The sequence below is a fragment of the Agromyces mariniharenae genome (genome assembly GCF_008122505.1).
Classification (GTDB): domain Bacteria; phylum Actinomycetota; class Actinomycetes; order Actinomycetales; family Microbacteriaceae; genus Agromyces; species Agromyces mariniharenae.
The window spans coordinates 1,612,491-1,639,061 of record NZ_VSSB01000001.1; the positions used below are offsets into that span (position 1 = coordinate 1,612,491).

The window sequence follows — 26,571 nt, forward strand, 5'->3', positions numbered from 1 at the left end:
CTGAGCACGGCTGCCGCGGCATCCGTCAGCGCACGAGGCGCACCTCGGTGACCTGCCACTCGTCGTCGAACTTCTCGGAGCCGTCGGGCTCGAAGCCGTTGCGCCGGTAGAACGCGCGGGCTCGCGGGTTGTCGGCGAGCACCCAGAGGTACGCCGGCCGGCCGCCGAGCGCCGCGTCGACGAGGGCCTGCCCGACCCCCGTGCCGTGGTGCGCGTCGAGCACGTAGAGCCCCTCGAGCTCGAGATCGCGCGGGCCGTCGGCATCGCGGCCGGCGCTCGTGTTGGCCCAGCCCACGACCTCGCCGTCGACCTCGGCCACCCAGATCTCCATGCGGTGGAACCCCTCGGGCGCCGGGTACACGTCGTTCGCGATGGCGAGGTTCGCGGTCCAGGTCGAGATGCGGATCCGCATGGTCCACGCCTCGACCTTGTCGCGTGCGACCCGGCCGGGCAGCACGTAGGTCGTCTGGTGGCTGTCCCAGTGCACGCGCGCGATGCCCGGGGCATCCGCGACCTGTGCCCGGCGGATGTGCGCGTCCATGCGTCGAGGCTACGGCAGCGACGCCCTTGCATTGTCCGGCGGACACTGCGTAGCATCGCGCCCGTTGACTGACAACGATGTCACGATGAACCCGTGACTCGCGCAATGGAGGGCGAAACAGACGATGACCACGAAATCACGTTGGCGCGCGACGGTGGCGGCGGCAGCCGTCGCGGTGCTCGCGCTGGGCGTGGCGGGCGCCATGCCCGCCATGGCCGACGACGGACCTGACCCGGCGAGCGAGCAGTACCGGCCGTACCTGCACTTCTCGCCGGAGCGCAACTGGATGAACGACCCGAACGGCCTCGTGCACGAGGACGGCACGTGGCACCTGTTCTTCCAGCACAACCCCTACGGCACCCGCTGGGGGAACATGAGCTGGGGCCACGCGACGAGCACCGACCTGGTGCACTGGGAGGAGCAGCCGATCGCGATCCCGCAGGGATTCGACGGCGAGGGTCGCGCCATCGAGGACATCTTCTCGGGCTCGGTCGTAGTCGACGAGCAGAACACGAGCGGCTTCGGCACGACCGAGGATCCGCCGATGGTCGCGATCTACACGAGCGCGTACACCCCGGCGCACCCGACGCTCGCCGGACGGCAGGCGCAGTCGCTCGCCTACAGCACCGACCACGGCCTGACCTGGACGAAGTACGCGGCCAACCCCGTGCTCGACCGGGGCTCGTCGAACTTCCGCGACCCGAAGGTGTTCCGCTACACCGACCCCGCGACGGGCGAGTCCTATTGGGTCATGGTCGCGGTCGAGGCGGTGCAGTACAAGGTCGTGCTCTACCGCAGCGACGACCTGAAGACCTGGACCCACCTCAGCGACTTCGGCCCGGCCAACGCGACCGGCGGCATCTGGGAGTGCCCCGACCTGTTCCCCCTCGCGGTCGACGGCGATCCCGCGAACACCAGGTGGGTGCTCGTGGTGAACCTCAACCCGGGCTCCGTCGCCGGCGGCTCGGGCGGGCAGTACTTCGTCGGCGACTTCGACGGCACGACCTTCACGTCCGAGAGCACGGTGCCGGATGCCGCACTGCCGGCCGGCGAGGTGTTCGCCGGGTTCGACGACGGGACGTACGAGGGGTGGTCGGTCGAGAACGAGCCGGGCAACTGGAAGAACGGACCGTGGACGGATGCCCCGGCCGCCGGCACGCTCGCGGGCCAGAACCCGGTCTCGGGCTTCATCGGGGCCGGCCTCGTCAACGGCTTCACCGACGGCGACTGGCCCGTCGGCTCCATGGAGTCGCCGACCTTCACGATCGACCGGACCTTCGTGAACCTGCTCGTGGGCGGCGGGAACCACCCGCGCGTCGAGGGCACGCAGCTCGGCAACGAGCCGCCCGCCGGACGGCTGCTGTTCGACGGGTTCGAGCTGCCCGACGGCACGACCCTCGCCGACTCGGGGTGGCGGATCACGGGCGACTTCGCGACCGAGCCGTGGCGCAATCCGTCGACCGCGGGCGGCGACTACTACCTCGGCGCGAAGCGGATCAACACGTGGGAGGGCGGCCCGAAGGGCGACGACAACCTCGGCGACCTCACCTCGCCGTCGTTCACGATCCAGCCGGGCGAGGACCACCTCTCGTTCCTCGTCGGCGGCGGCAAGCGGATCGACGGCACGCTGGAAACGCGCCTCCTCGTCGACGGCGAGGTCGTGCGCACCGCCACCGGCCCCGAGGCGGGCCAGCTCAACTGGCAGTCGTGGGACGTGTCGGAGTTCGCCGGCCGCGACGCGAGCTTCCAGGTGCACGACGACGCGACGGGCGGCTGGGGCCATCTGACCGTCGACCACCTGGTGCTCGGCGCCGAGCCGGCGCAGGTGCGGTCCGACGAGACGAGCGTCAGCCTCGTCGTCGACGGCGAGGTCGTGCGCACGGCGACCGGGCGCAACAGCGAGAACCTCGACTGGGTGAGCTGGGACGTCGCGGACTACGCCGGCCGCGAGGCATCCGTGCGCATCGTCGACAACAACCGGTTCGGCTGGGGCCACGTGCTCGTCGACCAGGTGATGTTCGCGGATGCCCCGGCCGCGCCGCGCATCGAGGGCTACGACTGGCTCGACTGGGGCCGCGACTACTACGCCACCGTGTCGTTCGCGAACGCGCCCGACGGACGCCGGGTGATGCTCGGCTGGATGAACGACTGGGACTACGCGAACGACATCCCGACGGGCACCTGGCGGAGCGCCATGGCCCTGCCGCGCGACGTCTCGCTCGTGACGACCGAACGCGGCCCGCGGCTCGTGCAGCAGGTCGTGCCGGAGTTCGCGCAGCTCGAGCAGCGCGATCTCGCCTGGACGGATGCCGCGCGGCCCATCGCGCCGGGATCCGAGGTGCTGCCCGTCTCGGGTGACGTCGTGCGCATCGACGCCGTGCTCAGGCCGGGCGACGCGGAGGCGGTGGGGATCAGCGTGCTCGGCGACGACGAGACCGCGACGTGGATCGGCTACGACGCGGCATCCGGTCGCCTGTTCGTCGACCGCCGCGACTCGGGGAACACGGGCTTCCACCCGGCGTTCGCGTCGCTCGACGACGCGCCGGTGCCGCTCGTCGACGGCCGGATCGCGATCACCGCCTACGTGGACCGCGCCTCGGTGGAGGTGTTCACCGCCGACGGGCGCACGACGATCACCGACCAGGTGTTCCCGAACGCCGGGGCCGATGCGATCGGACTCTGGGCGGAAGGCGCGGGAGCCGCGCTCGAGTCGCTCACCGTGACGCCGCTGCATGGCGCGATGTACCGGGAGGCGGGCGTGGACGGGGCCACCACGACGCCGCCCGCCGCGGAGGTGACGGCCCTCACCGGCCCGAAGCACGGGCCGGACGCCGACGGCGACTACGTCGTGAAGGTCAAGGTCGGCAAGGGCCAGCCCACCACCGTCGTGCGGCTCGTCGAGGACGGCTCGGTCGTCGGCCGGGTGTACCGCTCGGCGTCGTCCGATCGGGTCGTCGAATTCCCGATCACGGATGCCGCGCCGGGCGAGCACCGGTACGCGGTCGAGCTGGAGAACTCGGCCGGCACCACCGACGGGGCGACCCTCGTCGTGCGCGTCGCCGGCTGAGCCACGCGGGCGGGGTGCGCGCTGCTGACCGAGCATCCCGCCCGCCGTGCACTCCGGCGTCGCGACCCCGACCGCGACCGTCCCAGGCGCGTGCGCGACATCCCCAGCTCGGGTGGTGGACGACGGCCCCGACGCGCCCCACAATGTGTGAATGGGGCGCCGAAGCGGATGCACCCTGGTGAGGCCGGGGGTCTCGCCATGAGCGGCAGCGCTCCCGAGGCCCAGATCCGCACGCCCGACCAGCGGCTGCGGGTCTTCGTGAGCTCGACGCTGAAGGAGCTCGAGCCCGAGCGCAAGGTCGCACGCACCGCGATCGAGCGACTGCGCCTCGCACCCGTGATGTTCGAGCTGGGCGCGCGCCCGCACCCGCCCCAGCAGCTCTACCGGGCGTATCTGGAGCAGAGCGACGTCTTCGTCGGCATCTACTGGCAGCACTACGGGTGGATCGCGCCCGACGAGGAGATCTCGGGCCTGGAGGACGAGTACCGGCTCGCGCCGCGGGACATGCCGAAGCTCATCTACATCAAGCAGCCCGCCGAGCGCGAGGAGCGCCTCGCCGAGCTGCTCGGCCGGATCCGCGACGACGACACCGCGTCGTACACGCCGTTCTCGACCGCCGAGGAGCTCGCCGACCTCGTGGAGGCCGACCTCGCCACCCTGCTCGCCGAGCGCTTCGACGCCTCGCGCGGGCCCGTCGCGGCGCACGAGCCGCTCGAGGCCGTGGACCCGGTGGAGCACCTGCCGGTCCCCTACACCGAGGCGGTCGGCCGGGAACAGGATGTCGCGACGCTCCTCGGCTGGCTCGCCGACGACGCGCGGCGCATCATCACGCTCGTCGGCCCTGGCGGCATCGGCAAGAGCCGGCTGGCGATCGAGGTCGCCCACAACGCGGGCGACCCGTTCGACCGCGTGACGTTCGTGCTGCTCGAGCACCTGCGCGAGCCGGGCGACGTGCTCCCCGCCATCGCGCGCGAGCTCGGCGTGCGCGACACGTCCGGCCGTCCCCTGAGCGAGCAGCTCGGGGTCGCGCGCGCGGGGCGCCGCGACCTCATCGTGCTCGACAGCTTCGAGCAGGTGCTCGGCGCGGCGCCGCAGCTCGTGCAGCTCCTGAACGACCTGCCCGACGCGTCGTTCCTCGTCACGAGCCGTGCCCGGCTCCGCGTGCGCGGCGAGCGCGTGTTCGACGTGGCGCCGCTCGTCGTGCCGCCCGATCCGACCCGCGCCTCGTTCGAGGCGATCAGGGACGCGTCGGCGGTCCGGCTCTTCGTGGACCGCGCGCGTGCGGCGGATCCGCGCTTCGAGCTGACGCCCGACAACGCCGAGGGCATCGCGCGCATCTGCCGCGCACTCGAGGGGGTGCCGCTGGCGATCGAGCTCGCCGCCGCGCGCATCCGGGCGCTCACGCCGTCGGCGATGCTCGGACGGCTCGACCGGATGCTGCCGCTGCTCGTCACGGGCGCGCGCGACATACCCGAACGGCAGCGCACGATCGAATCGACGGTCGCCTGGAGCCTCGACCTGCTGAGCGACGAGGCGCAACGGCTCTTCGCGCGGCTCGGGGTGTTCGCCGGCGACTTCAGCCTCGACGCCATCGAGGCGGTGACGCATGGCGAGCCGTGGGCCGAGGACCTGCTCGGCACGCTGCTGGAGCTCGTCGACGGCAGCCTCGTGCGGCAGCACGACGATCACGGCGTTCCGCTGTTCTCGATGCTCGTCCCGGTGCGCGAGATCGCCGCCGGGCGGTTCGAGCGCGAACCGGGCGCGACGAAGGCGCGACGTGCCTTCGGCGATCACTACCTCCGACTCGCGGCCGAGATCGGGCCGCAGCTGCAGGGCTCCGCGCAGGCCGGCGGCCTCGCCCGCATCGAGGCCGAGCGCGACAACCTGCGCGCGGCAGCGCACTACCTCATCGGCATCGGCGCGGTCGACCAGGTCGCCGACGCCGTCTGGCGACTCTTCCTCTACTGGTGGATCCGCAGCCAGCTGCCCGAGGCGAAGGTGTGGATGGACGAGATCCTCCGGACGGGCCTCCCGTTGCGCACGCGCACGCGGGCCATCGCGCTCGGACTCTCGTCGTGGGTCTCGCTGTCCCAGCCGGGATCGAACGTCGACCTCGGTCCGATCGAGTGGAGCGTCGCCCTGTTCCACTCCGTCAGCGACGTGGTGGGCGAGGGCTGCGCGCTCACGGTGCTGAGCATCGCCTCGACGAAGCTGTCGCCGCCCGACCTCGAGCGGGCCGAGAAGCTCCAGCGCCGGGCGCTCGAGCTCGTCACGGCGTCCGACCAGCCCGTGTTCGAGGCGATGTTCCGCCTCAACCTGGGTGCCCTCACGACCCTGCGCGGCGACCATGACGGCGCGATCGAGCTCTTCGACGGCGTGCTCGACGACGCGCGCCGCATGGGCGACGTGTTCGTGGAGAGCCTCGCACTGGCGAACGGCGGCTGGGCGCGCCTCGGTCGCGGCGAACCCCGCCCCGACCTGTTCGCCAGGCACCTCGAGCTGTCGCTGCAGCTCGGCAACGAGGACGGCGTGGGCATCGGGCTCGAGGGGCTGGCCGCCTGCGCCGCGGCGGTCGGCGACATCGAGCGCGCCGGCCTGCTGCTCGGCGCCAGCGAGACCGTGCGCCTGCGCACCGGCCTCGTCGACCAGCGACCCGACCTCACGTACCGGCCGATCGTCGACCGGGTGCTCGGGTCCGACCGGGCCGACGAGTTCGAGACCGCACGCGCCCGAGGCCGCCGGATGACGCGGCGGACGGTGCTCGACCTCGTGCTCGATCCGGCCGGAACGGCGGTGCCGTGAGCGACGGACGCTCGGGGCCGCCCATCCGCACGCCCGACCAGCGCCTGCGCGTGTTCGTCAGCTCGACCCTGAAGGAACTGGAGCCCGAGCGCCGAGCCGCCCGCGCCGCCATCGAACGGTTGCGCCTCGCCCCCGTCATGTTCGAGCTCGGCGCGCGCCCGCATCCGCCGCGCGAGCTCTACCGCGCCTACCTCGAGCAGAGCGACGTGTTCGTCGGCCTCTACTGGCAGCAGTACGGGTGGATCGCCCCGGGAGAGGAGGTGTCGGGCCTCGAGGACGAGTGGCGGCTCGCGCCGCGCGACATGCCCAGGCTCATCTACGTGAAGCAGGCGCCCGACCGCGAGGAGCGGCTGACCGGCCTCCTGGCCCGCATCCGCGACGACGACCGTGCCTCCTACAAGCCGTTCGCGGACGCCGCCGAGCTCGCCGAGCTCGTCGAAGCGGACCTCGCGACGCTCCTGGCCGAGCGATTCGACGCTTCGCGCGCCGCGTCCGCGCCCGCCGCGTCGGCGCCCGCGGTCGAGGCGACGCCCGGCGGTCGCATCCCGAGCCCGTACTCGGAGGCCGTCGGCCGCGAGCGCGACGTCGCGACCCTGCTCGAATGGCTCGGCGAGGAGGCCCAGCGGCTCGTCACGCTCGTGGGCCCCGGCGGGATCGGCAAGAGCCGCCTCGCGATCGAGATCGCCCGGAACGCCGGCCCACGCTTCGACCAGGTGACGTTCGTGTCGCTGGCACGAGTGCGCGACCCTGATGAGGTGCTCGGAGCGATCGCACGCGACCTCGGGGTCCGCGACACGAGCGACTCGCCGCTGAGCGAGCAACTGGGGATCGCGCGTGCCGGCCGGCGCGACCTGATCGTGCTCGACAATTTCGAGCAGGTGGTCGACGCCGCTCCCGACGTCGTCTCGCTGCTCACCGACCTGCCCGGCGCGACCTTCCTCGTGACGAGCCGGGTGCGGCTGCGGGTGCGGGGCGAGCGGGTCTTCGACGTCGAGCCGCTCGGCCTGCCTCCCGAGCCCTCGCAGTCGTCGATCCGGGCCATCCTCGAAGCTCCGGCCGTGCGACTGTTCCGCGACCGGGCACGGTCGGCGGACCCCAGGTTCGACGTGACCGACGACAACGCCGAGGACGTCGCACGCATCTGCCGTGGGCTCGAGGGCGTGCCCCTGGCGATCGAGCTCGCGGCCGCGCGCATCCGCGCCCTCACGCCCGCGGCCATGCTCGGGAGGCTCGACCGGGTGCTGCCCCTGCTCGTCACGGCGGCGAGGGACCTCCCCGAACGCCAGCGCACGATCCGGGCGACGATCGAGTGGAGCATCGACCTGCTCGGGGCCGACGCGCGGGCGCTGTTCGAGCGACTCGGGGTGTTCGCCGGTGCCTTCAGCCTCGATGCGGTGGAGGCCGTCACGGCCGGCGAGCCATGGGCCGCCGATCTGCTCGGCACGCTGCTCGAGCTCGTCGACGGCAGCCTCCTGCGGCAGCACGACGACCACGGCGTGCCGTTCTACTCGATGCTGGTGCCGGTTCGCGAACTCGCGGCCGCACGCCTCGAGACCGACCCGGATGCCGCGGCAGTGCGACGCGCGCACGCCGACTACTACGTCGGACTCGCCGCCGAGACGGAGCCGCTCCTCCGCGGCGCGACGCAGTCCGCCGCGCTCGACCGGCTCGAGGCGGAACGCGACGACCTCCGCGCCGGATGCCGGCACCTCATCGCGGTCGGCGAGGTCGACGTCGTCGCCGACGTGGTGTGGCGCCTGTTCCTCTACTGGTGGATCCGCAGCCTGCTGCCGGAGGTGAAGGCGTGGATGGAGGCCGTGCTCGAATCCGGCCGGCAGCTCTCACCCCGGACGAGGGCGATCGCGCTCGCGTTCTCGGAATGGGTGGCGCTCTGGCAGCCCGATTCGGAGATCCGCACCGAGCGCATGGAGGAGGCCGTCGCGCTCTTCCGCGCAGTCGACGACGAGTTCAGCGTCGGGCTGGCCCTCGCGATCGCGTCGCTCTCCTATACGTCGGCCACCCCCGCCGACCTCGACCGCGCCGCGGAGCGGCAGCGCTCGGCGCTCACGATCCCCGCCGTCCAGCGCGATCCGACGTTCCACTCGCTGTTCGAGAGCGTGCTCGGGCGCATCCTGCACCTCCGTGGCGATGCCGCCGGAGCGGTCGAGTGCTACGGGCGCGCGCGGGACATCGCCGGGCGCGCGGGCGATGAGTTCGCCGAGCGGATCGCGCTCAATCAGATCGGCTGGTCCCGCATCGCGGCTGGCGAACCGCAACCCGAGCTGTTCCGGCGTGCCTTGGAACTCTCGCTGCGCCTGCGCAATGAGGATGGCGACGCCTATGCGCTCGAAGGACTGGCCGGCTCGGCCGCGGTGATGGGCGACATCGAGCGCGCCGGCTTCCTCTTCGGCGCAGCCGAAGCGCTCCGGGCGCGCACGGGTCTGCACGAGCAGCGCTCGTACAGCACGTACCAGCCGTTCATCGACGCCATGCTCGCCACCGATCGAGCGGCCGAGTTCGAGGCGGCGCGGGTCGTGGGGCGACGGATGCCGCGTCAGGCGGTGCTGGAGTTCGCGCTCGATCCTCAGACGGTGGCGGCCGCCACAGGGATCCCGCGGCCGTCGGAGGTGCGATCGTGACCACGGGGAGCGGGGTGTGAGCGGCTCCGGCGACACGCCCATCCGCACGCCCGACCAGCGCCTGCGGGTGTTCGTGAGCTCCACGCTGAAGGAGCTGGAGCCCGAGCGCCGAGCCGCCCGCGCCGCCATCGAACGGCTCCGGCTCGCCCCGGTCATGTTCGAGCTCGGCGCACGGCCGCATCCGCCCCGCGAGCTCTACCGCGCCTACCTCGACCAGAGCGACGTCTTCGTGGGCGTCTACTGGCGCGAGTACGGCTGGATCGCGCCCGACGAGGAGATCTCGGGTCTCGAGGACGAATGGCGGCTCGCGCCCCGCGACATGCCCAGGCTCATCTACGTGAAGCAGGCACCCGACCGCGACGAACGCCTCGCGGCCCTGCTCGCCCGCATCCGCGACGACGACCGCGCCTCCTACAAGCCGTTCACGGATGCCGCCGAGCTCGCCGAGCTCGTCGAGGCCGACCTCGCGACGCTCCTGGCCGAGCGCTTCGATGCGTTGCGCGTGCCGGCGCCCGCCGCGACCGCGTCCGCACCCGCGCCCGCGTCCGAGACGCCGAGCCGGTTGCCCGCGCCGTACGCCGACGCCGTTGGCCGCGACCGCGAGCTCGCGACCCTGCTCGACTGGGTGCGAGACGACGCCACCAGGCTCGTGACGCTGGCCGGCCCGGGCGGCATCGGCAAGAGCCGCCTCGCGATCGAGATCGCCCACCGCGCCGGCGACGCCTTCGACCGGGTGACCTTCGTGACGCTCGAGCACCTCCGCGACGGCAGCGAGGTCCTGCCCGCGATCGCCCGCGCGCTGGGGGTGCGCGACACCGGCGACCGCCCGCTCTCCGAGCAGCTCGGCGTCGCACGTGCAGGCCGTCGCGACCTCGTCGTGCTCGACAACTTCGAGCAGGTGCTCGACGCCGCGACCGACGTGGTGTCGCTGCTCAACGACGTGCCCGGTGCGACCTTCCTCGTGACGAGTCGCTCGCGGCTCCGTGTGCGCGGCGAGCGCGTCTTCGACGTCGAGCCGCTCGACCTGCCCGACGAGTACGCCCAGTCCACGGTCGAGGAGGTCCTCGCGTCGCCCGCGGTGCAGCTGTTCCGTGACCGGGCGCAGGCGGCCGATCCGCGCTTCGAGGTCACGCCTGCGAACGCCGTCGACGTCGCCCGCATCTGCCGTGCGCTCGAGGGAGTGCCACTCGCGATCGAGCTCGCCGCGGCCTGCATCCGCGCGCTCACCCCGGCGGCCATGCTCGCGAAGCTCGACCAGATGCTGCCCCTGCTCGTGAATGCGGCGCGCGACGTGCCCGAGCGCCAGCGCACCATCCAGGCGACCGTCGAGTGGAGCATCGACCTGCTCGAACCCGGCCCGCGTGCGCTCTTCGTGCGGCTCGGGGTCTTCGCCGGCGACTTCGGCCTCGACGCCGTCGAGGCCGTCACGGTCGGGGCGCCGTTCGCGACCGACCTGCTCGGCACGCTGCTCACGCTCGTCGACAGCAGCCTGCTGCGCCAGCACGCCGACGCGGGCATGCCGCTCTTCTCGATGCTCGCTCCCGTGCGCGAGATCGCCACGGCGCGATTCGACGGCGAGTCGGATGCCGCCACTGTCCGCCGCGCGCACGCCGACCACTACGTGCAGCTCGCCGTCGAGACCGAGCCGCTGCTGCGCGGCACGACCCAGCTGTCGGCGCTGGCGCGGCTCGAGGCGGAGCGGGACAACCTGCGCGCCGCCTACCGCCACCTCATCGCGATCGCGGAGGTGGATCCCGTCGCGGACGCGGTCTGGCGGCTGCTCCTGTACTGGTGGATCCGCGGGTTCCTGCCCGAGGCCAAGGCGTGGACGGACCTCATGCTCGACGCGGGGCAGCCGCTCTCCCCGCGCACGCGAGCGATCGCCCTGGCCTTCTCGGCATGGGTGCCGCTCTGGCAGACCGACGGCGAGGTGCGCGCCGAGCCGCTCGAGGAGAGCGTGGCGATCTTCCGCGAGCTGGGCGACGACTTCAGCGAGGGCCTCGCGCTCACCGTGCTGGCGCTCGCCTACATGTCGGCCGAGCCGCCCGACCTCGATCTCGCCGAGGCACGGCAGCGCACCGCCCTCGAACTCCCCGGCATGCGGCGCGACCCCTCCTTCCACGCGCTCTTCCGGAGCGCGCTCGGGCGCATCTACCTGGCTCGAGGGCGATTCGCGGAGTCGCTCCCGTTCTTCGAGGCGGCGCGGGACGACGCGGTGCGACTCGGCGACGTGTTCGTCGAGTCGATCGCCCTGACCCAGATCGGCTACGCGCACCTCGGCCTCGGCGAGCCCGACCGCGCGTCCTTCGTGCGGAACCTCGAGCTCGCCGCCCGACTCCGGAACGACGACGGCATGGCCTACGCGCTCGAGGGGCTCGCCGCCACGGATGCCGCGACGGGCGACCTCGCCCATGCCGGCCTCTTCCTCGGGGCGTCCGAGGCGCTCCGTGCCCGCACCGGCCTGAGCGACCAGCGCTCGTACATCACGTACCAGCCGTTCGTCGAGGCGGCGGCCGCCTCGGACAGGGCGGCCGAGTTCGAGGCCGCGCGCACCACCGGTCGACGGATGCCGCGCCGTGCCGTGCTCGACCTCGCGCTCGGTCCCGAGCTCGCCGCCGCGGCCTGGGCGTAGCGCCACCCGTCCGGGTGCTGGACGGGTGGCCCGAGCGCGCGGACAATGGGCATATGGGGCGTCACTGCGGATGCACCCAGTGGTCGAGGGAGCCGTCCTGATGGGCGGCTCCGCAGAGGCGCGCGGCATCCGGACGCCCGACCAGCGCCTGCGGGTCTTCGTGAGCTCGACGCTCCAGGAGCTGCAGCCCGAGCGCCGCGCCGCCCGCGCCGCGATCGAGCGGATGCACCTCGCGCCCGTGATGTTCGAACTCGGGGCGCGGCCGCATCCGCCCCGCGAGCTGTACCGCGCGTACCTCGACCAGAGCGAGGTGTTCGTGGGCCTCTACTGGCAGGAGTACGGCTGGATCGCGCCCGACGAGGAGTCCTCGGGCCTCGAGGACGAGTACCGGCTGGCGCCGCGCGACATGCCGAAGCTCATCTACCTGAAGCAACCGGCCGAGCGCGAGGAGCGGCTGGCGCAGCTCGTCGAGGAGATCCGCGACGACGACTCGACCTCGTACAAGAGCTTCGAGACGGCCGAGGAGCTCGCCGAGCTCATCGAGGGCGACCTCGCGATCCTGCTCGCCGAGCGATTCGACGCGTCGCGAGCCGCGGCCGCGGACGACCACGTCGTCGACCCCGCGACGGTCGACTCGGGCCCGTCCGACGACGCGGCCGATCACCTGCCCGTCTCCCCCGACGAGGTGCTCGGCCGTGAGACCGACCTCATGACCCTGCACGAGTGGTTGGGCGGCGACGAACCCCGCCGACTGGTCACGCTCGTCGGTCCGGGCGGCATCGGCAAGACGCGGCTCGCCATCGAGGCGGGACGCCAGGCCCGCGACCGGTTCGATCGGGTGACGTTCGTCCCCCTCCAGAACGTGCGCGACGGCGCGGGGGTGCTGCCCGCGGTCGCCCGGGAGCTCGGCGTGCGCGACAACGACGCGGCGCCCACGCTCGAGCGGCTGGCGGTCGCGCGCCGCGGCCGTCGGGACCTCATCGTGCTCGACAACTTCGAGCAGATCGTCGCCGCGGCGCCGCAGGTCACCGCGCTGCTCACCGAGCTCCAAGGGGCGACGGTGCTCGTGACCAGCCGGTCGCGCCTGCGCATCCACGGCGAGCAGGTGTTCGATGTCGAGCCGCTCGGGCTGCCCGAGGACCCCGAGAGCGGCACCCTCGACGAGATCGCCACCGCGCCGGCAGTGCGCCTGTTCCTGGATCGCGCGCACGCCGCCGACGCGAGGTTCGACCTCACCGCCGAGAACGCGCAGGACATCGCGCGCATCTGCGACGCCCTCGACGGCGTGCCGCTCGCGATCGAGCTCGCCGCGGCCTGCATCCGCGTGCTCACGCCCACTGTGATGCTCGAGAAGCTCAACCACGTCCTCCCGATCCTGACGACGTCCGACCGGGACATGCCCGAGCGCCAGCGCACGATCCGGGCGACCGTGGAATGGAGCATCGACCTGCTCGGACCGTTCGCCCGGGCCCTGTTCGTGAGGCTCGGCGTGTTCGTCGGCGACTTCAGCCTCGAGGCCGCCGAGGCCGTGGCCGGCGACGAGCCGTGGGCGGTCGACCTCCCGGGGACGCTCCTCGAGCTCGTCGACGGCAGCCTGCTGCGACAGCACGACGTCGCGGGCGTCTCGTTCTTCTCGATGCTCGTCCCGGTGCGCGAGCTCGCGGCGCTGCGCTTCGGGCGCGAGCCCGACGCCGATGCGGTCCGCACCGCCCATGCCATGTACTACGTGCGACTCGCCGCCGAGGCCGAACCGCTCCTGCGCGGCTTCACGCAGCAGGCGACCATCGAGCGTCTGCAGGCCGAGCGAGACAACGTGCGAGCGGCCTATCGTCACCTCATCGCCGTCGGCGAGGTCGACATCGTCGCCGACGCGATCTGGCGGGTGCTCCTGTACTGGTGGATCCGCAACCAGCTCCCGGTGGCGAAGGCCTGGATGGATCGGCTGCTCGACGCGGGCGTGCCGCTCACCGACCGCAGCCGTGCGATCGCGATCACCTTCTCGTCGTGGGTCGCACTGGCGCATCGGAGCACGGAGATGGACGGCCGACCACTGCACGAGGCGGCCGACCTGTTCCGAGCGGCGGGCGACCGGTTCGGCGAGGGCGCCGCGCTGACGGTGCAGGGCATGGCGTGCGCGATGGCCGCGACGCCCGACCTCGTGGGTGCGGAGGAACTCCAGCGCAAGGCCCTCGAACTCGTCGGTCCCGACGAGGACGCGACGTTCAACGCGCTCTTCCGCGGCCAGCTGGGCAGCATCACGCTCATGCAGGGCGACCCGGCCCGTGCGCTCGAGACCTTCCACCAGGTCATCGGGATCGCGGAACGCATCGGCGATCGGTTCGTCGAGATGATCGAGTACACGAACGCCGGATGGGCGAAGATCGCGATGGGCGAGCCCACGCCCGCGCTCTTCGCCCGTCACCTCGAGCTGACCCTGCAGCTCGGCAACGAGGAGGGGGTCGTCGACGCCGTCGACGGACTCGCCGCCTGCGCCATCGTGATGGGCGACCTCGAGCGCGGCGGCATCCTGCTCGGCGTCACCGACATGCTCCGCACGCGCACGGGCAGCGTCGACCAGCGCACCTACGCCACGTCGGGCCCCATCGTGGAGCGCGTGCTCGCCTCCGAGTACGCGGGCGTGTTCGAGGCCGCGCGCGACCACGGACGCGCGATGTCGCGTCGGGCGGCCCTGCGCTACGCGACGGGGCCGGTCGGGGCCGAGGCGCCGGTCACCGCCTGACCGCTTGCTCATCGCCTCAGCTGCTGCCACCGGAACGGGGGGCGACGGGGAACTGGTGCACAGGACTAGCATCCGGATCAGGTCGGGGAGGGGGGAAACCCGTGACCGAGACGACAGCGTCGCAACAACCGGTACCGGTGGCACCCGAGGTCGGTCCCATCGCGGCGTGGGTGGTGGAACGACGCCGGCGGGCGTCGTACGTCATGGTCGCGTTCTTCGTGGCCGCCGCGACCCTCATCGCGATGGGTGAGATCGATCGGCTCATCGCGGGCGTCCTCACTCCAGAGGGCCGGAGTTCGCCCCTCGTGAGCGTGATCGGTCCGCTCGCGTTGATCGGACGGGACGGATGGGCCGACTGGGCGTCGTCGCCGGCCGCCGACTCCGTCGGCTGGTGGATCATCGCGTCGGTGCTGTTCGACGCGGTGTTCGTCGCGTCCTACGTGTGGCTCCTCAGCCGGGTGCTCCGCCGGATCGTCGTCACCGCCTTCCGCAGAGCCGCGGGCTGGGTCCTGTTCGCGTTGATCCTCATCGAGGCGCTCGAGGCGGTCGTCCTCGTCGCGGGCGCGATCCTCCTGATGCTGTCATTGGACCCCGGCGATCTCGGCGACCTCTCGCGCGGGATCCTCGCGGCCGACGGCGTCTTCGCCGGGGTGGTCGCCGTGCTGGCGACCCTCAAGTGCGCAGCGATCGTGCTCTTCGCGATCCTGGTGCTCCGGGACGGCGCCGCCCGAGGATACCTCGGCCGGCTGGTGAAGCGGCTCGCGCAGGCGGTCTGGCTTCACCGCCTGTCGGCAGTGCTCGTGCTGGCCCTGTTCGTCTTCACGTGCATTCCCGCAGCCGATGTGCTCGACCAGCTGCCCGACCTGCAGCGGCAGTGGGTGCCGAACGACTGGGGCTCCGACCCGAACGCTGCCGGCGAGGCCGTTCGCCACACCCTCCTCGCCCTGGGGGCGATCGCGATCGCCGCGCTCGCGGCCGTGATCCTGGGCCGGGCACGGACGCGCGCGCTCGCGACGTCGGTGACCGCGTTCGACATCCCGCCGTTGCGGAAGCACGCGCGCTGGTGGTTGGCCCCCGTCCTGGTCTGGGCGGCGCTGTGGATCGTCACCGGCCTCACGACCGGCACGTGGGCACCCGGCGCGTCGGCAATCGCGTTCCTGGTCGTCCCGGGCCTGGTCATCCTGAGCTACCTGCTCTGGTGGGACGCCCCATGGCCGATCATCCAGCGTCCCGACCGGGGCGCGCGAGCGCGATGGGCCTGGCTCACCGGGGACGCCATCGCCGTCTCGATCGCGGGCATCGCCGGACTCGGCCTCGTGCGCTCCTTCACGGCGCCCGTCTTCACCGGGGCACTGCCCGACCTCGCGAGCCTCACCTATTTCCTGTCGCTCGGGCTCCTGATCATGGGCCTTGCGATGGCGGTGGCGTCCCCGTTCCTGCTTCGGGCGCCCGAACTTCGCGCACCCCAGCCAGGCGCGCCCGAGGTTTCCACATCCCAGCGGCTCGTCGCCCTCCTCGACCCTGAGCGGCGGGTCGACGAACTGTCCGGAGCAGGAGCCCTGCGACGGCTCCACCTGATCCTCATGGTGGGGTTCTTCGTCGCCGGAATCCTCGTCCTCGCGTGGGTGGGCTTCTTCCCGGTGGACGCCGCGTCGTTCGTCGGTGCCCCGGGCCTCACAGTGCTGTTGCTCACGTCCTGGGGCGCCGTGCTCGGCGCGTTCACGGTCGGCGTGCAGGAGCACCCGCCCGCCCCGATCTTCCGGTTCATGCGCCTGCGGGCCGACCCGGTGCTCACACTCGCCATCACGGTGCCGCTCGTCTGGTCGGTCGTGGCCGCCGGCCTCGGCTACGACGACGCCCGGCTGCACGCCACGCGGACGGGGCCTGATCCGGTGGCCGAGACCTCGACGAGCGCCCCCGACGAGGTCGACGAATCGGCGTTCGCCGATCGGCTCGACGCCCGGCTCGACGACCTCGCGACGGACGGATGCGAGGCGACCGCCGGAGGCGAGACGTTCATCCCGGCACTGATCGTGGTCGCGGAAGGCGGGGGCATCCGCGCCGCCTACTGGACGGCACGGGCGATGGAGAAGCTCGCCGAGGACACGTGCCTCGGGGAGTCGGTGCTGCTCTCGAGCGGCGTCAGCGGCGGCTCGGTGGGGCTCGCGCTCACCGCAGTCCGTGGGCAGGCGGCCGATACCGAGCTCCGCGCCCTGGCGGATCCCGACGCGGTCGGCACGGGCGCCGCCGCGTTGCTCGTGGGCGACACCGTCGCGTCGGCGACCGGCCTGCGGTTCCCGTCGGTGCTCGCGGAGGGCATCGAGTGGCGCGACCGGGCCGCGCTCATCGAGGAGGTCTGGATCGACAAGGTGCCCGCGCTCGCCAGCCCCGCCGAACTCGCGGCATCAGGCCGGATCGGCATTCCGGTGCTCAACTCCACCGACGTCCGCACGAAGTGCAAGGTGCTCGTCTCGAACGACGTCGCGACCTCGGTCGCAGCGGACACCGGCGATGGGCCGGATGACACCGCTGGATCCGTGGAGGCAGTGCCCGACTGCGAGACCGCATCGACCGCTCCGGCGGCGAGCCTCCCCGTCCCGGCGGAGTGCTTCGACGGCATGGAGTGGGCGACCGCGGCGATGCTGTCGGCGAGGGCTCCGGTGATCACGCCCGCTGCGAGGGTGGAGGACGGCGTCTGCGGGCCGGAGCAGATGCAACTCGTCGACGGCGGGTACGCGGAGGGCTCGGGGCTCGGCACCGCGGCCGACCTCGCGCCGATCATCGCCGACCGCATCGCGGTCCACAACGCGGAGGCCGACAGGGGCGACCCGCCCATGGTGCCGATCGTGGTGTACCTCAAGAACTCCGCCGGGTACGACCTTCGGGAGGATCTCGAGAGCGTGGCCGCGGAGCCGCTCGTCCCGATCGTCGGGATGGCCGCGTTGTCGAAGGCCGGCACGGCCGACGTCCTGCTCCAGCGGGCCTCCAGCGCGCTCGGCACGGTCGGCGACGAGGGCGGGGCTGCCGAGAAGGCCATCGAGGCGGTGGAATCCGAATTCCCCGGGCTCGCCGTGACGGTCGCGCCGTCGACCGTCCCCGCCGTGGTCCCGCCGTTCGGCTGGGCGCTCAGCGACCTGAGCGTCGCGACGCTCGAACGGGCGATGGAGCGCCAGGTCCATCCGCCGGAGGACTGGACCGTGGCCACGCTCCGCGACCTGCTGGACACCACCGACGGCTGACGCCGACGCCCCGGCCCACCGCCCTCAGGGCGCCGTCACCGTTCCGGCGCGAGGAGCGGCAGCAGCTGGATCCCCATCGCGCTCGCGACGAAGCGCTGGCGGTCGTCGCCCGTCAGCCGGGCGACCCAGTCGTGCACACCCAGGTCGACGAGCCCGAGGTGCGCGCCGACCGGACCGTGGACGCCGAAGCCGACCCGGAGTCCCGCGTAGTAGCCCGAGGAGAGGGCCTCCGTCCGCACGGCCACCTCGGGCATGGCCTCGGCGAGCGCCGACCCGAGGCGTTCGGCGAGCGCGGGGTACCGATCGTCGGTTCGGACGACGATGGTCGGACGATCCGCGATCCAGCCGAACTCGGCCACCGCTGCGTCGACCAACCGGCGGTGGGCCCCGAGCTGGCGGATCACCGCGGCGACCTCGAATCCGTCGGACGGGAGTCCGCGCCCGGCGTCGGCGAGCGCGAACATCCGGAAGTGCTTCGTGTAGCCCCGTCCCGGAGGCGGCGCCTGCATGCGCAGCACCTGATGCGCCGTGCAGAGCCGCACCGACGCCCGTGGCTCGCGCCGGAGTCGGGAGGCGGCCACGACTGCGAGCACGTTGGACGGATCCGACACGACCTCCGTGGTGCGCATCGTCGTGAGCGTGCGATCCTGCGACGTCGGCGCGACCACCGAACTCGCGCCGAGGGGGGCGACCGGCGACAGCAACAGCGCCTCGTACTCGGATGCCGCGTCGAGCGCCATCGCATCGAGACGGGTCGACCGGCGCTGGTCGACGTGGCTCGGCCGCACGCTCGGGTCGTCGGCCCACTGGGCGAGCAGGTCGGCCGGGCGGCGTCGTGCGGCGAACGCCCGCGCAGCCGCCAGCAGCTCGGCGCGGGCCTCGCTCGGGGACCGCTCCCCCAGTGATCGCCGATCGTCCATCCCCACATACTGTCGGATCACCCGCCCGACCGGTTCCCAGCCGGTCCGACGCGCAATACAGTGAGTCCCGTCTGCATCGGCGCACCGACGAAGGAGGCGCTGGCATGTCGCGCAATCCGGTGAAGCTCATCCCCGACGACTTCACGGCCGTCCCGTCGCTCGACGCGATTCCGGCGGTCGCGGTCGTCGGCGAGCTCGACGAACAGCGCCTCGACGCCATCGGCGTGGTGGTCACGACCGACGGCGACCTGCCGGCAGGCGTGCCGCTCGATCGCGAGGCGCAGGCGCGCGCCGGGTTCGAGGCGAAGCCGGGCACGGTCCTCGCGCTCCCCGGTCGCGGCACGCCGCTCATCGTGCTCGTGGGCGCCGGCCCGTCGGCCGACCTCGGCACGGCGGTGCTCCGCGACGCGGCCGCCGCGCTCACCCGCGCCACCTCGCGGTTCGGCCGCATCGGGGTCCGGGTGCCGACGATCGGGTCGACGGATGCCGCGGCGGCTGCCCAGGCGCTGGCCGAGGGCGCGATCCTCGCCCGCTACCGCTACTCCGAGCTGCAGCGGAAGCCGAAGGACACCCCGCTCGAACGCGTGGAACTGCTGCTCGACGGGTTCGATCGCGCCGCGGCATCCGCCGGCGTGAAGACCGGGGTCGTCACGGCGAGCGCCGCGGCGATCGCGCGGGACCTCGCGAACGCGCCGCCCGGACACCTGACCGCGACCGACCTGGCCGACGTGGCGGTCCAGCTCGGTCGCCGGTTCGGGTTCGACGTCGAGGTCTTCGACCGGCAGCAGCTCATCGAGCTGGGCTGCGGCGGCCTGCTCGGCGTGAACGCCGGCAGTGCCGAGGAGCCGCGCATGGTCAAGCTCCGCTACGCCCCGCCGGGCGGCGCGTCCACCGGCCACCTCGGCCTCGTCGGCAAGGGCATCATGTACGACTCGGGCGGCATCAGCCTGAAGCCGTCGGACCCGATGCACCTGCTCATGAAGATGGACATGGGCGGCGCGGCATCCGTGCTCGCGACGTTCACGACGCTGCGCGCACTCCGGGCGACCGCGACGGTGACCGGCTGGCTCATGTGCACCGACAACATGCCGTCGGGGTCGGCGTACAAGCTCGGCGACGTGCTGACCGCCCGCGGCGGCACGACGGTCGAGGTGAGGAACACCGATGCCGAGGGCCGGCTCGTCATGATGGACGCGCTCGTGCTCGCGAACGAGGAGGGCGTCGACGCGATCGTCGACATCGCCACGCTCACCGGCACGGCGCTCATGGCGCTCGGCCCGTCGCTCGCGGCGGTGATCGGCAACGACGCGACGATGATCGCGCTGGTGAAGGATGCCGCGGCAGCCACGGACGAGCGTGTGTGGGAGTTGCCCCTCGAGCGGAAGTACCGCACGCAGCTCGATTCGGATGTCGCAGACCTCGCGAACATCGGCGGCCCCTATGCCGGGGCGACCACGGCGGCGCTGTTCCTCGCGGAGTTCGTGGGCGAGACGCCGTGGGCGCACCTCGACATCGCGGGCACCATGCAGTCGGAGGCGGACGACGCCTTGCGGTCGAAGGGCGCGACCGGCTTCGGCGCGCGCCTGCTCATCGAGGTGGCGCGGGAGTTCCGGCCCGCGAAGTGAGCGTGCGGGACGCATACCGCACGGAAGGGGGAGATCGTGCTCGGAGACCGGTTGGGTGAGATCACGGGGAGCGTCACGTACCAGCGAGTGCTCCGCGACGACGACGGCATGAAGCTCGAGACATCGTTCCAGGCGACCGGGACGTTCCTCGGGGTGAGCGTCAGCGACGTCGGGACCTACGTGACGGTGCTGCGCCCCGACGGGACGCAGTACAGCGAGGGGCGCGGCATCATGACGACCGAGGACGGGCGGACTGCCACCTGGACCGGCCACGGCCTCGGCCGGTCGGACCACGCCGGCGCGGCCAGTCACCGTGGATCGCTGTGCTATCAGACGATGCCCGACGAGTGGGCCCGGCTGGCCGACGTGCTCGTGCTGTTCGAGTACGGCGTGGGCGCCGACGGCGCGACCACGTCGGAGTACTGGGAGTGGAAGTAGCCGACCGTCAGCGCAGGGCGCCCGCGCGGTACGCCGCCTCGGTGCGCGTGGCCGCGCCGAGCTTGCGCAGGATCGCCGAGACGTGCACGCTCGCGGTCTTGCCGCTGATGAAGAGCCGCTCGCCGATCTGGCGGTTGCTGAGACCCTCGGCGATGAGTTCGAGTACCTGCCGCTCCCGCGCGGTGAGCTCCGCGGCGGCGAGCACGTCGGCGTCGGACGGCGTGCCGGCCACGCCCGCCTCGGGCGCGACGAGCCCCGCGCCGCCGCCCACGCCCTCGAGCGCGATGCCGGCCGCCGCGGCGACGCGCACGACCCGATCGTGCACCGCGATGACGCCGCCCGAGTCGGCGACGTCGAGCGCGGCCTGCAGCGACGTGCGCGCGGCCGCGCGGTCGGCGCCCGCCAGCTCGGCCTCGCCCTGGCGCAGCAGCGCGTAGGCGATGAGGAATCCGGGTGCCTCGGGAGCCGCGGCGGCCTCGACGGCGGCGCGCCATGCCGCGACGTCGGTGCCCGCGTCGCCGGCTCCTGCGCCCTCGGATGCCTCCGCGAGCTCGGCCTCGAACGCGGCCGCCCACACCGGCTGCGTCGGCCAGTACGACAGCTGCTCGAGGAGCGAACGGAACTCGGGCACGGCCTCGGCGACCTCGATGGCGACGGCCTCGCTCACCGCGTGCGGCCGCGCGCGGACCGCCGCGACCACGCGCGCGGCGACCCAGAGGAACGGCAGCGCGTAGCCGGCGAGCGGGGCGTGCCGCTCGTGCAGCAGCGGACGCACCTCGCGCCAGGCCGCGGGCAGGTCGTCGTTGGCGAGCGCGATCTCGGCGGCGACGCGACCGACGCCGAGGCGCGTCTGCATCTCGACCTCCATGACCGCGGCCATCGATGGACGCGAGCTCTGCCAGAGTCGCGTCGCGCGCTCGGTCTCACCGCGCCAGAGCAGCGCCCAGATGCGCGCGCGCAGCAGGTACACCGTGAAGGGCGTCGGCGGGTCGAGCGCGAGGGCGCGGTCGATGAGCTCCTCTGCGCGCTCCCACTCGCCGAGCGCGAATAGCGGGTCGACGGCGTTCGACGCGAGGATGACCCCCGAGCTGCGCTCGACGCCCTGCGCGCGCGCCTGCGCGAGCCCCTCTTCGGCGAGGCGCACGGCCTCGTGGTAGTGCCCGACGAGGTAGTGCTGGTCGGAGGCGTTGGTCCAGTAGCGCAGCAGCGCGGCGCCGTCGCCGTCGGCGAGCTCGCGGGCGCGCTCGAGGAGCGCGAGCCCCTCGACGACGTCGCCCCGGTCGGCGCGGCTGATGCCGGCGATGTTCGTGGCGATGGACGAGTAGCGCGGCGAGCCGATCTCGGTCGCGACCGCGAGGGCGCGGTCGGCGGTCTCGACGGCGTCGTCGAGCCGACCGTCGATCATGAGGCGGCCGGCGAGCGCGGTGAGCGTGGTCGCCCGCAGCTCGGTGGGTCCGGTGTCGCCGCGGGCGTCGAGCGCGGCGAGCGCCTCCTCGAGCACGGCGACCGAGCCGGCCTTGCCGACGTTGGCGAGGTAGAGGCCCTTGTCGCGCAGCAGCCGCGGGTAGTTGGGGTCGTCGCGCGGGCACTCGGCGAGCGCCGCCTTCACGAGCGCGAGGCTGCGGTCGCCCTCGCCGGCGTTGCGCAGGTGCGAGGCGGTGCGGCCCATGAGCTCGAGCTTGCTCATGCCCGCGAGCGCGGCCGCGTCGGGCACCACGTCCCACAGTCCGAGCGCCCGCTCGCCGAGCTGGGCCGCCGTGCCGTACGCGGCGGCGGCTCGCGCCTCGCGCATGGCCTGCATGGTGGCCGGGAAGGCCTTCGCGGCGTCGTGGGCGCCGAGCCAGTGGTAGGAGATCTCGGCGGCGAGACGCCTGGCGCCCGCCGCAGCCGCGGCCTCGTAGGCCTCGGCGTAACGCGCGTGGAACCGCGCACGCTCGCCGGGCAGCAGGTCGGAGAGGATGGCCTCGCGCACGAGCGCGTGCCGGAAGGCGTAGTCGTCGCCCTCGATGGTGAGCACGCCGAACAGGACGGCCTGGCGGGCCGCGGCGTCGAGCTCGTCGGCCGTGCCGGTGTAGACGGCCTCGAGCATGGCGTGGGAGACGCGCACCCCGCCCGTTGAGATCAGGCGGAGCAGCCCCTGCGCCGGCTCGGGCAGGCGCTCGTAGCGGGCGAGCAGCAGGTCGCGGAGCGTGTCGGGCACGAAGCCCTCGTCGCGGCATCCGTCGATGCCGACGAGCTCCTCGACGAAGAACGGCACGCCGTCGCTGCGGCGGAACACGGTGTCGAGCACGCGCTCGCTCGGCACCTCGTCGACGATGAGCGACTTCGTGAGCTTCTTGACCTGCACCTTGGTGAGCCGCCCGAGCTCGCGGCGCTCGACCCAGCGATCGCGCTCGGCCTCGGAGAGGAAGTCGCGCACCGGGTGGCCCCGGGTCAGGTCTTCGGTGCGGTAGCTCAGCACCGTGAGCACCCGGCTCGAGCCGAGCGCGCGCATCAGGAACCGGAGCAGGGCCAGGCTGGCCGCGTCGATCCAGTGGAGGTCTTCGATCACGAAGACGATGGGGTGCTCGCGCGAGAACGTCTCGAGCAGCACCGCGATGGCCTCGTGCAGCTGGCCGGTGGCCGACCCCGCCGCGACCGGCGTGACGGGCGGCACGATGGTGGCCACGGATGACTCGCCGGACACGAGCTCGGGCAGCAGCGCGATGAGCGCCGCGCGGCCGGGGCCGACGGCGTCGAGCATGCGCTGCGCGCCCACCTCGGAGAGCAGCGTGCGGAGCGCGGTCTTGACGGGGGCGTAGGGTGCCGCGACGCTGCCGAGGTCGACGCACTGCCCGGCGAGCAGGCGCACGTCGTCGGGGAGGCCGGCCTCGAACTCGCGGATGAGGCGGGTCTTGCCGATGCCGGCCTCGCCGCCGATGATGACGGTGAAGGGGGCGCCCGCGCGCACCTCGGCGAGGCGTTCGTTCAGCATCGCGAGGTCGGCGTCGCGGCCGATCATTGCCGGCGCTGACGTGGTCACCCTCTCATGGTGCCACTCACCGCCGACACCGCGCACGGCGCCGTCGGGACCGGGATCGGGTCCGACGACGCCGCGCGGGACGTCATCGCCGCGCATGGCGGCCGCGAGGCTCACCGCAGGGCGAGCTGCGGCGCACGGCGGTGCGCACGGTGGCGGCGGTGGACGCGGTGGGCGACCGGCTCGTGCGACGCCCCCGCGTCACCCGAGTCGCGCTCGTCGGCGGCCATGCGGCGGCTGATCTCGCGCTCGGCCGCGAGCACGTCGGCGCGGTGCGAGCCGAGGACGACGAAGTCTGCCGAGAACTGCATGATTCCTCCTGGAGTCGTTCCGATGCTTCCGATCGGATGCCTGCAGCGTGCGCGCTAAGGCACCCTGGACCCATCGGGCGATCGCCCTATTTCCGGGCACGGTGGGATGCGGGGCACCTGAGGTGCCCTCGAGCGCCCGGGCGGCAGGGGGCCCGGGCGTGCCGGTCGACGGGGTCGATCGGCGAGGCGCGTTCGTTCGTCGGGTCGTGTCGGCTCAGTGCAGCAGCGTCGGCGTACGGTGGTACCCGTCACGCCGGAACTGCACGAGCGAGGTCGTGATCGCCGCAGCGGCGAGCAGGCCCAGCACGAGCAAGGTCGCGAACATCGCGCACCTCCTTTCCATCATCGAAGTCTGTCGACCCGGCCCGACCCCGTCGTCAGGGCGAGCACGGAATCGGGGATCGGGGTCCCCTCTGGAGTGAGGGGGGACGGCTCGGGCGCACCCCAGGCGCGCGCGAGCGGCACGACGCCGGCCCAGACCGCGTGGTCCTCGCCGTCGTCGGGGTCCTCGGATGCCCCGGCGGCGCGTCGCTTCATGACGACGTCGTCCAGGGCGAGCCGCAGCACGCGCGTGGCCGCCGTCTCCTTGCGCGTCATCGCACGCACCTCGGCGGACCGGCCGGGCATGAGCCGTTCGGAGAGCGCGAGCAGCGCGGCATCCGCCTGCTCGTCGTCGACCGGCTCGAGCACGCCGTAGACCACGGCGCTGCGGTAGTTCATGGAGCTGTCGAACAGCGACCGTGCGAACACGAGCCCGTCGAGCGCGGTCACCGAGAAGGCGACCGTCGAACGCTCGGCCGCCGCGCGGAGCGCGAAGCCGCCGCCCGTCGAGCCGTGCACGAGCACGTGCTCCCCCACCCGCGCGAAGCCCATGGGCACCACGATCGGCGTGCCGTCGGCCACGGCCACGAGGTGCCCCACGAGCTCGGTGTCGAGCAGCTCGAAGAGCTCGTCGCGGTCGGTGGTCTGGCGCTCGGACAGGCGTCGGATGCGGCGGGCGGCGGTGGTGTTCGTCATGGTCACGCTGCTAGTCTCGCGAGCACACTGGTTCGCCGTGCAGACCAGTTCTCGCAGCATCCGGCAGTCCAGTCGAGCGGATCGGAGGGCGCCGTGGACGGACCCATCCTCGTGATCGACCGCGACGGCGGCCTGCCGATCGGCGTGCAGCTCGTCGACGGGCTGCGCCGCGGCATCCTCGACGGCGCCCTGCGTGCGGGCGACCGGATGCCTTCCACGCGCGGCCTCGCATCCGAGCTCGGCGTCTCGCGCAGCGCCGTCGTCGGCGCCTACGAGCAGCTCGCGGGCGAGGGCTACCTCGAGATGCGGCAGGGTGCGCCCACGCGCGTCGCGGACCTCGCGCGGCGCGACGTCGCGGCATCCGTCGGCATGGAGGTCGCGTCGGGCGACCGACCGCAGGAGGGTCGGCCGGACACCCGACGCGAGTCGACGACGGCCGGGCGCGCCGCGCGGGCCGTGGGCGAGCGGACCGTGCCCCGCATCGACCTGCTGCCGGGCCGGCCCTCGACGTCGCGCATCGACACGCGCGCCTGGCGGTCGGCCTGGCGCGAGGCGGCGGCCCGCGACATCCCGTCGGAGTCCCCGCGGCGCTTCGGCGTGCCGCGCCTGCGCGAGGAGATCGCCGACCACTTGCGCATGGCTCGCGGCGTCGCGTGCGAGGCCGACGACATCGTCGTCACTGCGGGCACGAGCGAGGCGCTCTCGCTGAGCGCCTCCGCCCTGGCTGTGGCGCTCGGTCGCCCTCCGGTCGTCGCGGTCGAGCACCCCGGCTACCCATCGGCCCGGCGCACGCTCGAGCTGCACGGCGCGCGCACCGTGCCCGTCGCGGTCGACGCCGACGGCATCGTGGTCGAGTCGCTGCGACGGATGCCGCGGCCGCCCGACGCGGTCATGGTCACGCCGAGCCACCAGTACCCGCTCGGCGGGCGGCTGCCGGTGGCGATCCGCCTCGAGCTGCTCGAGTGGGCCCGCGAGGCGGGCGCGATCGTGCTCGAGGACGACTACGACAGCGAGTACCGGCACCTCGGCCCGCCCCTGCCCGCACTCGCGTCGCTCGACGACGCCGGCCGCGCGGTGCTCGTGGGCAGCTTCTCGAAGGTGCTCACGCCGTGGCTGCGCCTGGGCTACGTCGTGCTGCCCGACAACCCCGGGCTGCGCGCGGCGTACGCGACCATGCGCGCCGACGACCGGTGCCCGGTGCCCGGGGTGGTGCAGGACGCCGTGGCGAACCTGCTCGCGAACGGCTCGGTGCGGCGCCACATCGCCGGAACGCGGCGCGACTACGCGCACCGGCGCCGGCTCGTGCTCGACGCGCTCGACGGCCTGCCCGGCGCGCCGCTCAGCGGACTCGACGGCGGGCTGCACGCCGTGGTGCGCCTGCCCGGCGCCGCGGCATCCGCTGCCGTGCTCGGACGGCTCGACGACGAGGGCGTCGCGGTGGCGCCGCTCGGCGACTACTCCGCCGTGCCGGGCGAGGAGGAGCCGGGCATCGTGATCGGCTACGCGGGCGTCGCCGACACGCAGCTCGTGGAGGGCCTGGGACGCATCCGCGCGGCGATCCTCGCGGTGCTCTGAGCCGCG

General features: G+C 73.2%; 14 protein-coding genes. 9 read left to right on the forward strand and 5 right to left on the reverse strand.

Annotated features, from left to right (window positions below; translation table 11 throughout):
* Nucleotides 1-25: 25 nt before the first annotated feature.
* Nucleotides 26-541 carry a GNAT family N-acetyltransferase gene (locus FYC51_RS07370; RefSeq protein ID WP_148732952.1) on the reverse strand — a complete coding sequence of 172 codons (516 nt, stop codon included), beginning with the start codon at nucleotides 539-541 and terminating at the stop codon, nucleotides 26-28.
* Between the two features lie 124 nt (nucleotides 542-665).
* Here FYC51_RS07370 and FYC51_RS07375 point away from each other — a divergent pair, with 124 nt between their 5' ends.
* The 6 genes from FYC51_RS07375 (at nucleotide 666) to FYC51_RS07400 (ending at nucleotide 17,660) form a co-directional block, all read left to right on the forward strand.
* Nucleotides 666-3,608: a glycoside hydrolase family 32 protein gene (locus tag FYC51_RS07375; protein WP_148732953.1), complete on the forward strand. Its 2,943-nt coding sequence runs from the start codon at nucleotides 666-668 to the stop codon at nucleotides 3,606-3,608.
* A 198-nt stretch (nucleotides 3,609-3,806) separates the two neighbouring features.
* Nucleotides 3,807-6,410: a DUF4062 domain-containing protein gene (locus FYC51_RS07380; RefSeq protein ID WP_187432528.1), complete on the forward strand. Its 2,604-nt coding sequence runs from the start codon at nucleotides 3,807-3,809 to the stop codon at nucleotides 6,408-6,410.
* Nucleotides 6,407-9,049 carry a DUF4062 domain-containing protein gene (locus tag FYC51_RS07385; RefSeq protein WP_148732955.1) on the forward strand — a complete coding sequence of 881 codons (2,643 nt, stop codon included), beginning with the start codon at nucleotides 6,407-6,409 and terminating at the stop codon, nucleotides 9,047-9,049. The genes FYC51_RS07380 and FYC51_RS07385 overlap by 4 nt, the downstream gene beginning before the upstream one ends.
* Nucleotides 9,050-9,065: 16 nt before the next feature.
* Complete coding sequence (locus FYC51_RS07390) at nucleotides 9,066-11,681, forward strand: DUF4062 domain-containing protein (protein ID WP_148732956.1); 2,616 nt, start codon at nucleotides 9,066-9,068, stop codon at nucleotides 11,679-11,681.
* A 100-nt stretch (nucleotides 11,682-11,781) separates the two neighbouring features.
* A complete protein-coding gene (locus FYC51_RS07395) occupies nucleotides 11,782-14,421 on the forward strand; it encodes a DUF4062 domain-containing protein (protein ID WP_187432529.1) in 2,640 nt (879 codons plus the stop codon).
* A gap of 101 nt (nucleotides 14,422-14,522) precedes the next feature.
* Nucleotides 14,523-17,660 carry a patatin-like phospholipase family protein gene (locus tag FYC51_RS07400; protein ID WP_148732958.1) on the forward strand — a complete coding sequence of 1,046 codons (3,138 nt, stop codon included), beginning with the start codon at nucleotides 14,523-14,525 and terminating at the stop codon, nucleotides 17,658-17,660.
* A 35-nt stretch (nucleotides 17,661-17,695) separates the two neighbouring features.
* On the opposite strand, the gene FYC51_RS07405 is transcribed toward FYC51_RS07400, so the two are convergent.
* Complete coding sequence (locus FYC51_RS07405; protein WP_148732959.1) at nucleotides 17,696-18,580, reverse strand: hypothetical protein; 885 nt, start codon at nucleotides 18,578-18,580, stop codon at nucleotides 17,696-17,698.
* Between the two features lie 104 nt (nucleotides 18,581-18,684).
* On the opposite strand from FYC51_RS07405, the gene FYC51_RS07410 reads away from it, so the two are divergent.
* The gene (locus FYC51_RS07410; RefSeq protein ID WP_148732960.1) at nucleotides 18,685-20,205 is read left to right on the forward strand and encodes a leucyl aminopeptidase; all 1,521 of its coding nucleotides are present in this window, start codon (nucleotides 18,685-18,687) and stop codon (nucleotides 20,203-20,205) included.
* A 36-nt stretch (nucleotides 20,206-20,241) separates the two neighbouring features.
* Complete coding sequence (locus FYC51_RS07415) at nucleotides 20,242-20,643, forward strand: hypothetical protein (RefSeq protein ID WP_148732961.1); 402 nt, start codon at nucleotides 20,242-20,244, stop codon at nucleotides 20,641-20,643.
* A 7-nt stretch (nucleotides 20,644-20,650) separates the two neighbouring features.
* Here the strand turns inward: FYC51_RS07415 and FYC51_RS07420 are convergent, their stop codons facing one another.
* The 3 genes from FYC51_RS07420 to FYC51_RS07430 form a co-directional block, all read right to left on the reverse strand.
* A complete protein-coding gene (locus tag FYC51_RS07420; RefSeq protein ID WP_187432530.1) occupies nucleotides 20,651-23,665 on the reverse strand; it encodes a helix-turn-helix transcriptional regulator in 3,015 nt (1,004 codons plus the stop codon).
* A 110-nt stretch (nucleotides 23,666-23,775) separates the two neighbouring features.
* A complete protein-coding gene (locus tag FYC51_RS07425) occupies nucleotides 23,776-23,973 on the reverse strand; it encodes a hypothetical protein (protein ID WP_148732963.1) in 198 nt (65 codons plus the stop codon).
* Between the two features lie 342 nt (nucleotides 23,974-24,315).
* Nucleotides 24,316-24,990: a pyridoxamine 5'-phosphate oxidase family protein gene (locus FYC51_RS07430; RefSeq protein ID WP_148732964.1), complete on the reverse strand. Its 675-nt coding sequence runs from the start codon at nucleotides 24,988-24,990 to the stop codon at nucleotides 24,316-24,318.
* Nucleotides 24,991-25,083: 93 nt separating this feature from the next.
* Between FYC51_RS07430 and pdxR the strand changes: the two genes are divergently transcribed.
* Complete coding sequence (pdxR, locus tag FYC51_RS07435) at nucleotides 25,084-26,565, forward strand: MocR-like pyridoxine biosynthesis transcription factor PdxR (RefSeq protein WP_187432531.1); 1,482 nt, start codon at nucleotides 25,084-25,086, stop codon at nucleotides 26,563-26,565.
* The last annotated feature ends 6 nt before the right edge of the window (nucleotides 26,566-26,571 follow it).

Excerpts from the sequence above, each read along its gene's own strand:
- FYC51_RS07370 (WP_148732952.1), bottom strand. The coding sequence starts at position 541 with ATGGACGCGCACATCCGCCGGGCACAGGTCGCGGATGCCCCGGGCATC.
- FYC51_RS07375 (WP_148732953.1), top strand. The coding sequence starts at position 666 with ATGACCACGAAATCACGTTGGCGCGCGACGGTGGCGGCGGCAGCCGTC.
- FYC51_RS07380 (WP_187432528.1), top strand. The coding sequence starts at position 3,807 with ATGAGCGGCAGCGCTCCCGAGGCCCAGATCCGCACGCCCGACCAGCGG.
- FYC51_RS07395 (WP_187432529.1), top strand. The coding sequence starts at position 11,782 with ATGGGCGGCTCCGCAGAGGCGCGCGGCATCCGGACGCCCGACCAGCGC.
- FYC51_RS07405 (WP_148732959.1), bottom strand. The coding sequence starts at position 18,580 with ATGGACGATCGGCGATCACTGGGGGAGCGGTCCCCGAGCGAGGCCCGC.
- FYC51_RS07410 (WP_148732960.1), top strand. The coding sequence starts at position 18,685 with ATGTCGCGCAATCCGGTGAAGCTCATCCCCGACGACTTCACGGCCGTC.
- FYC51_RS07425 (WP_148732963.1), bottom strand. The coding sequence starts at position 23,973 with ATGCAGTTCTCGGCAGACTTCGTCGTCCTCGGCTCGCACCGCGCCGAC.
- FYC51_RS07430 (WP_148732964.1), bottom strand. The coding sequence starts at position 24,990 with ATGACGAACACCACCGCCGCCCGCCGCATCCGACGCCTGTCCGAGCGC.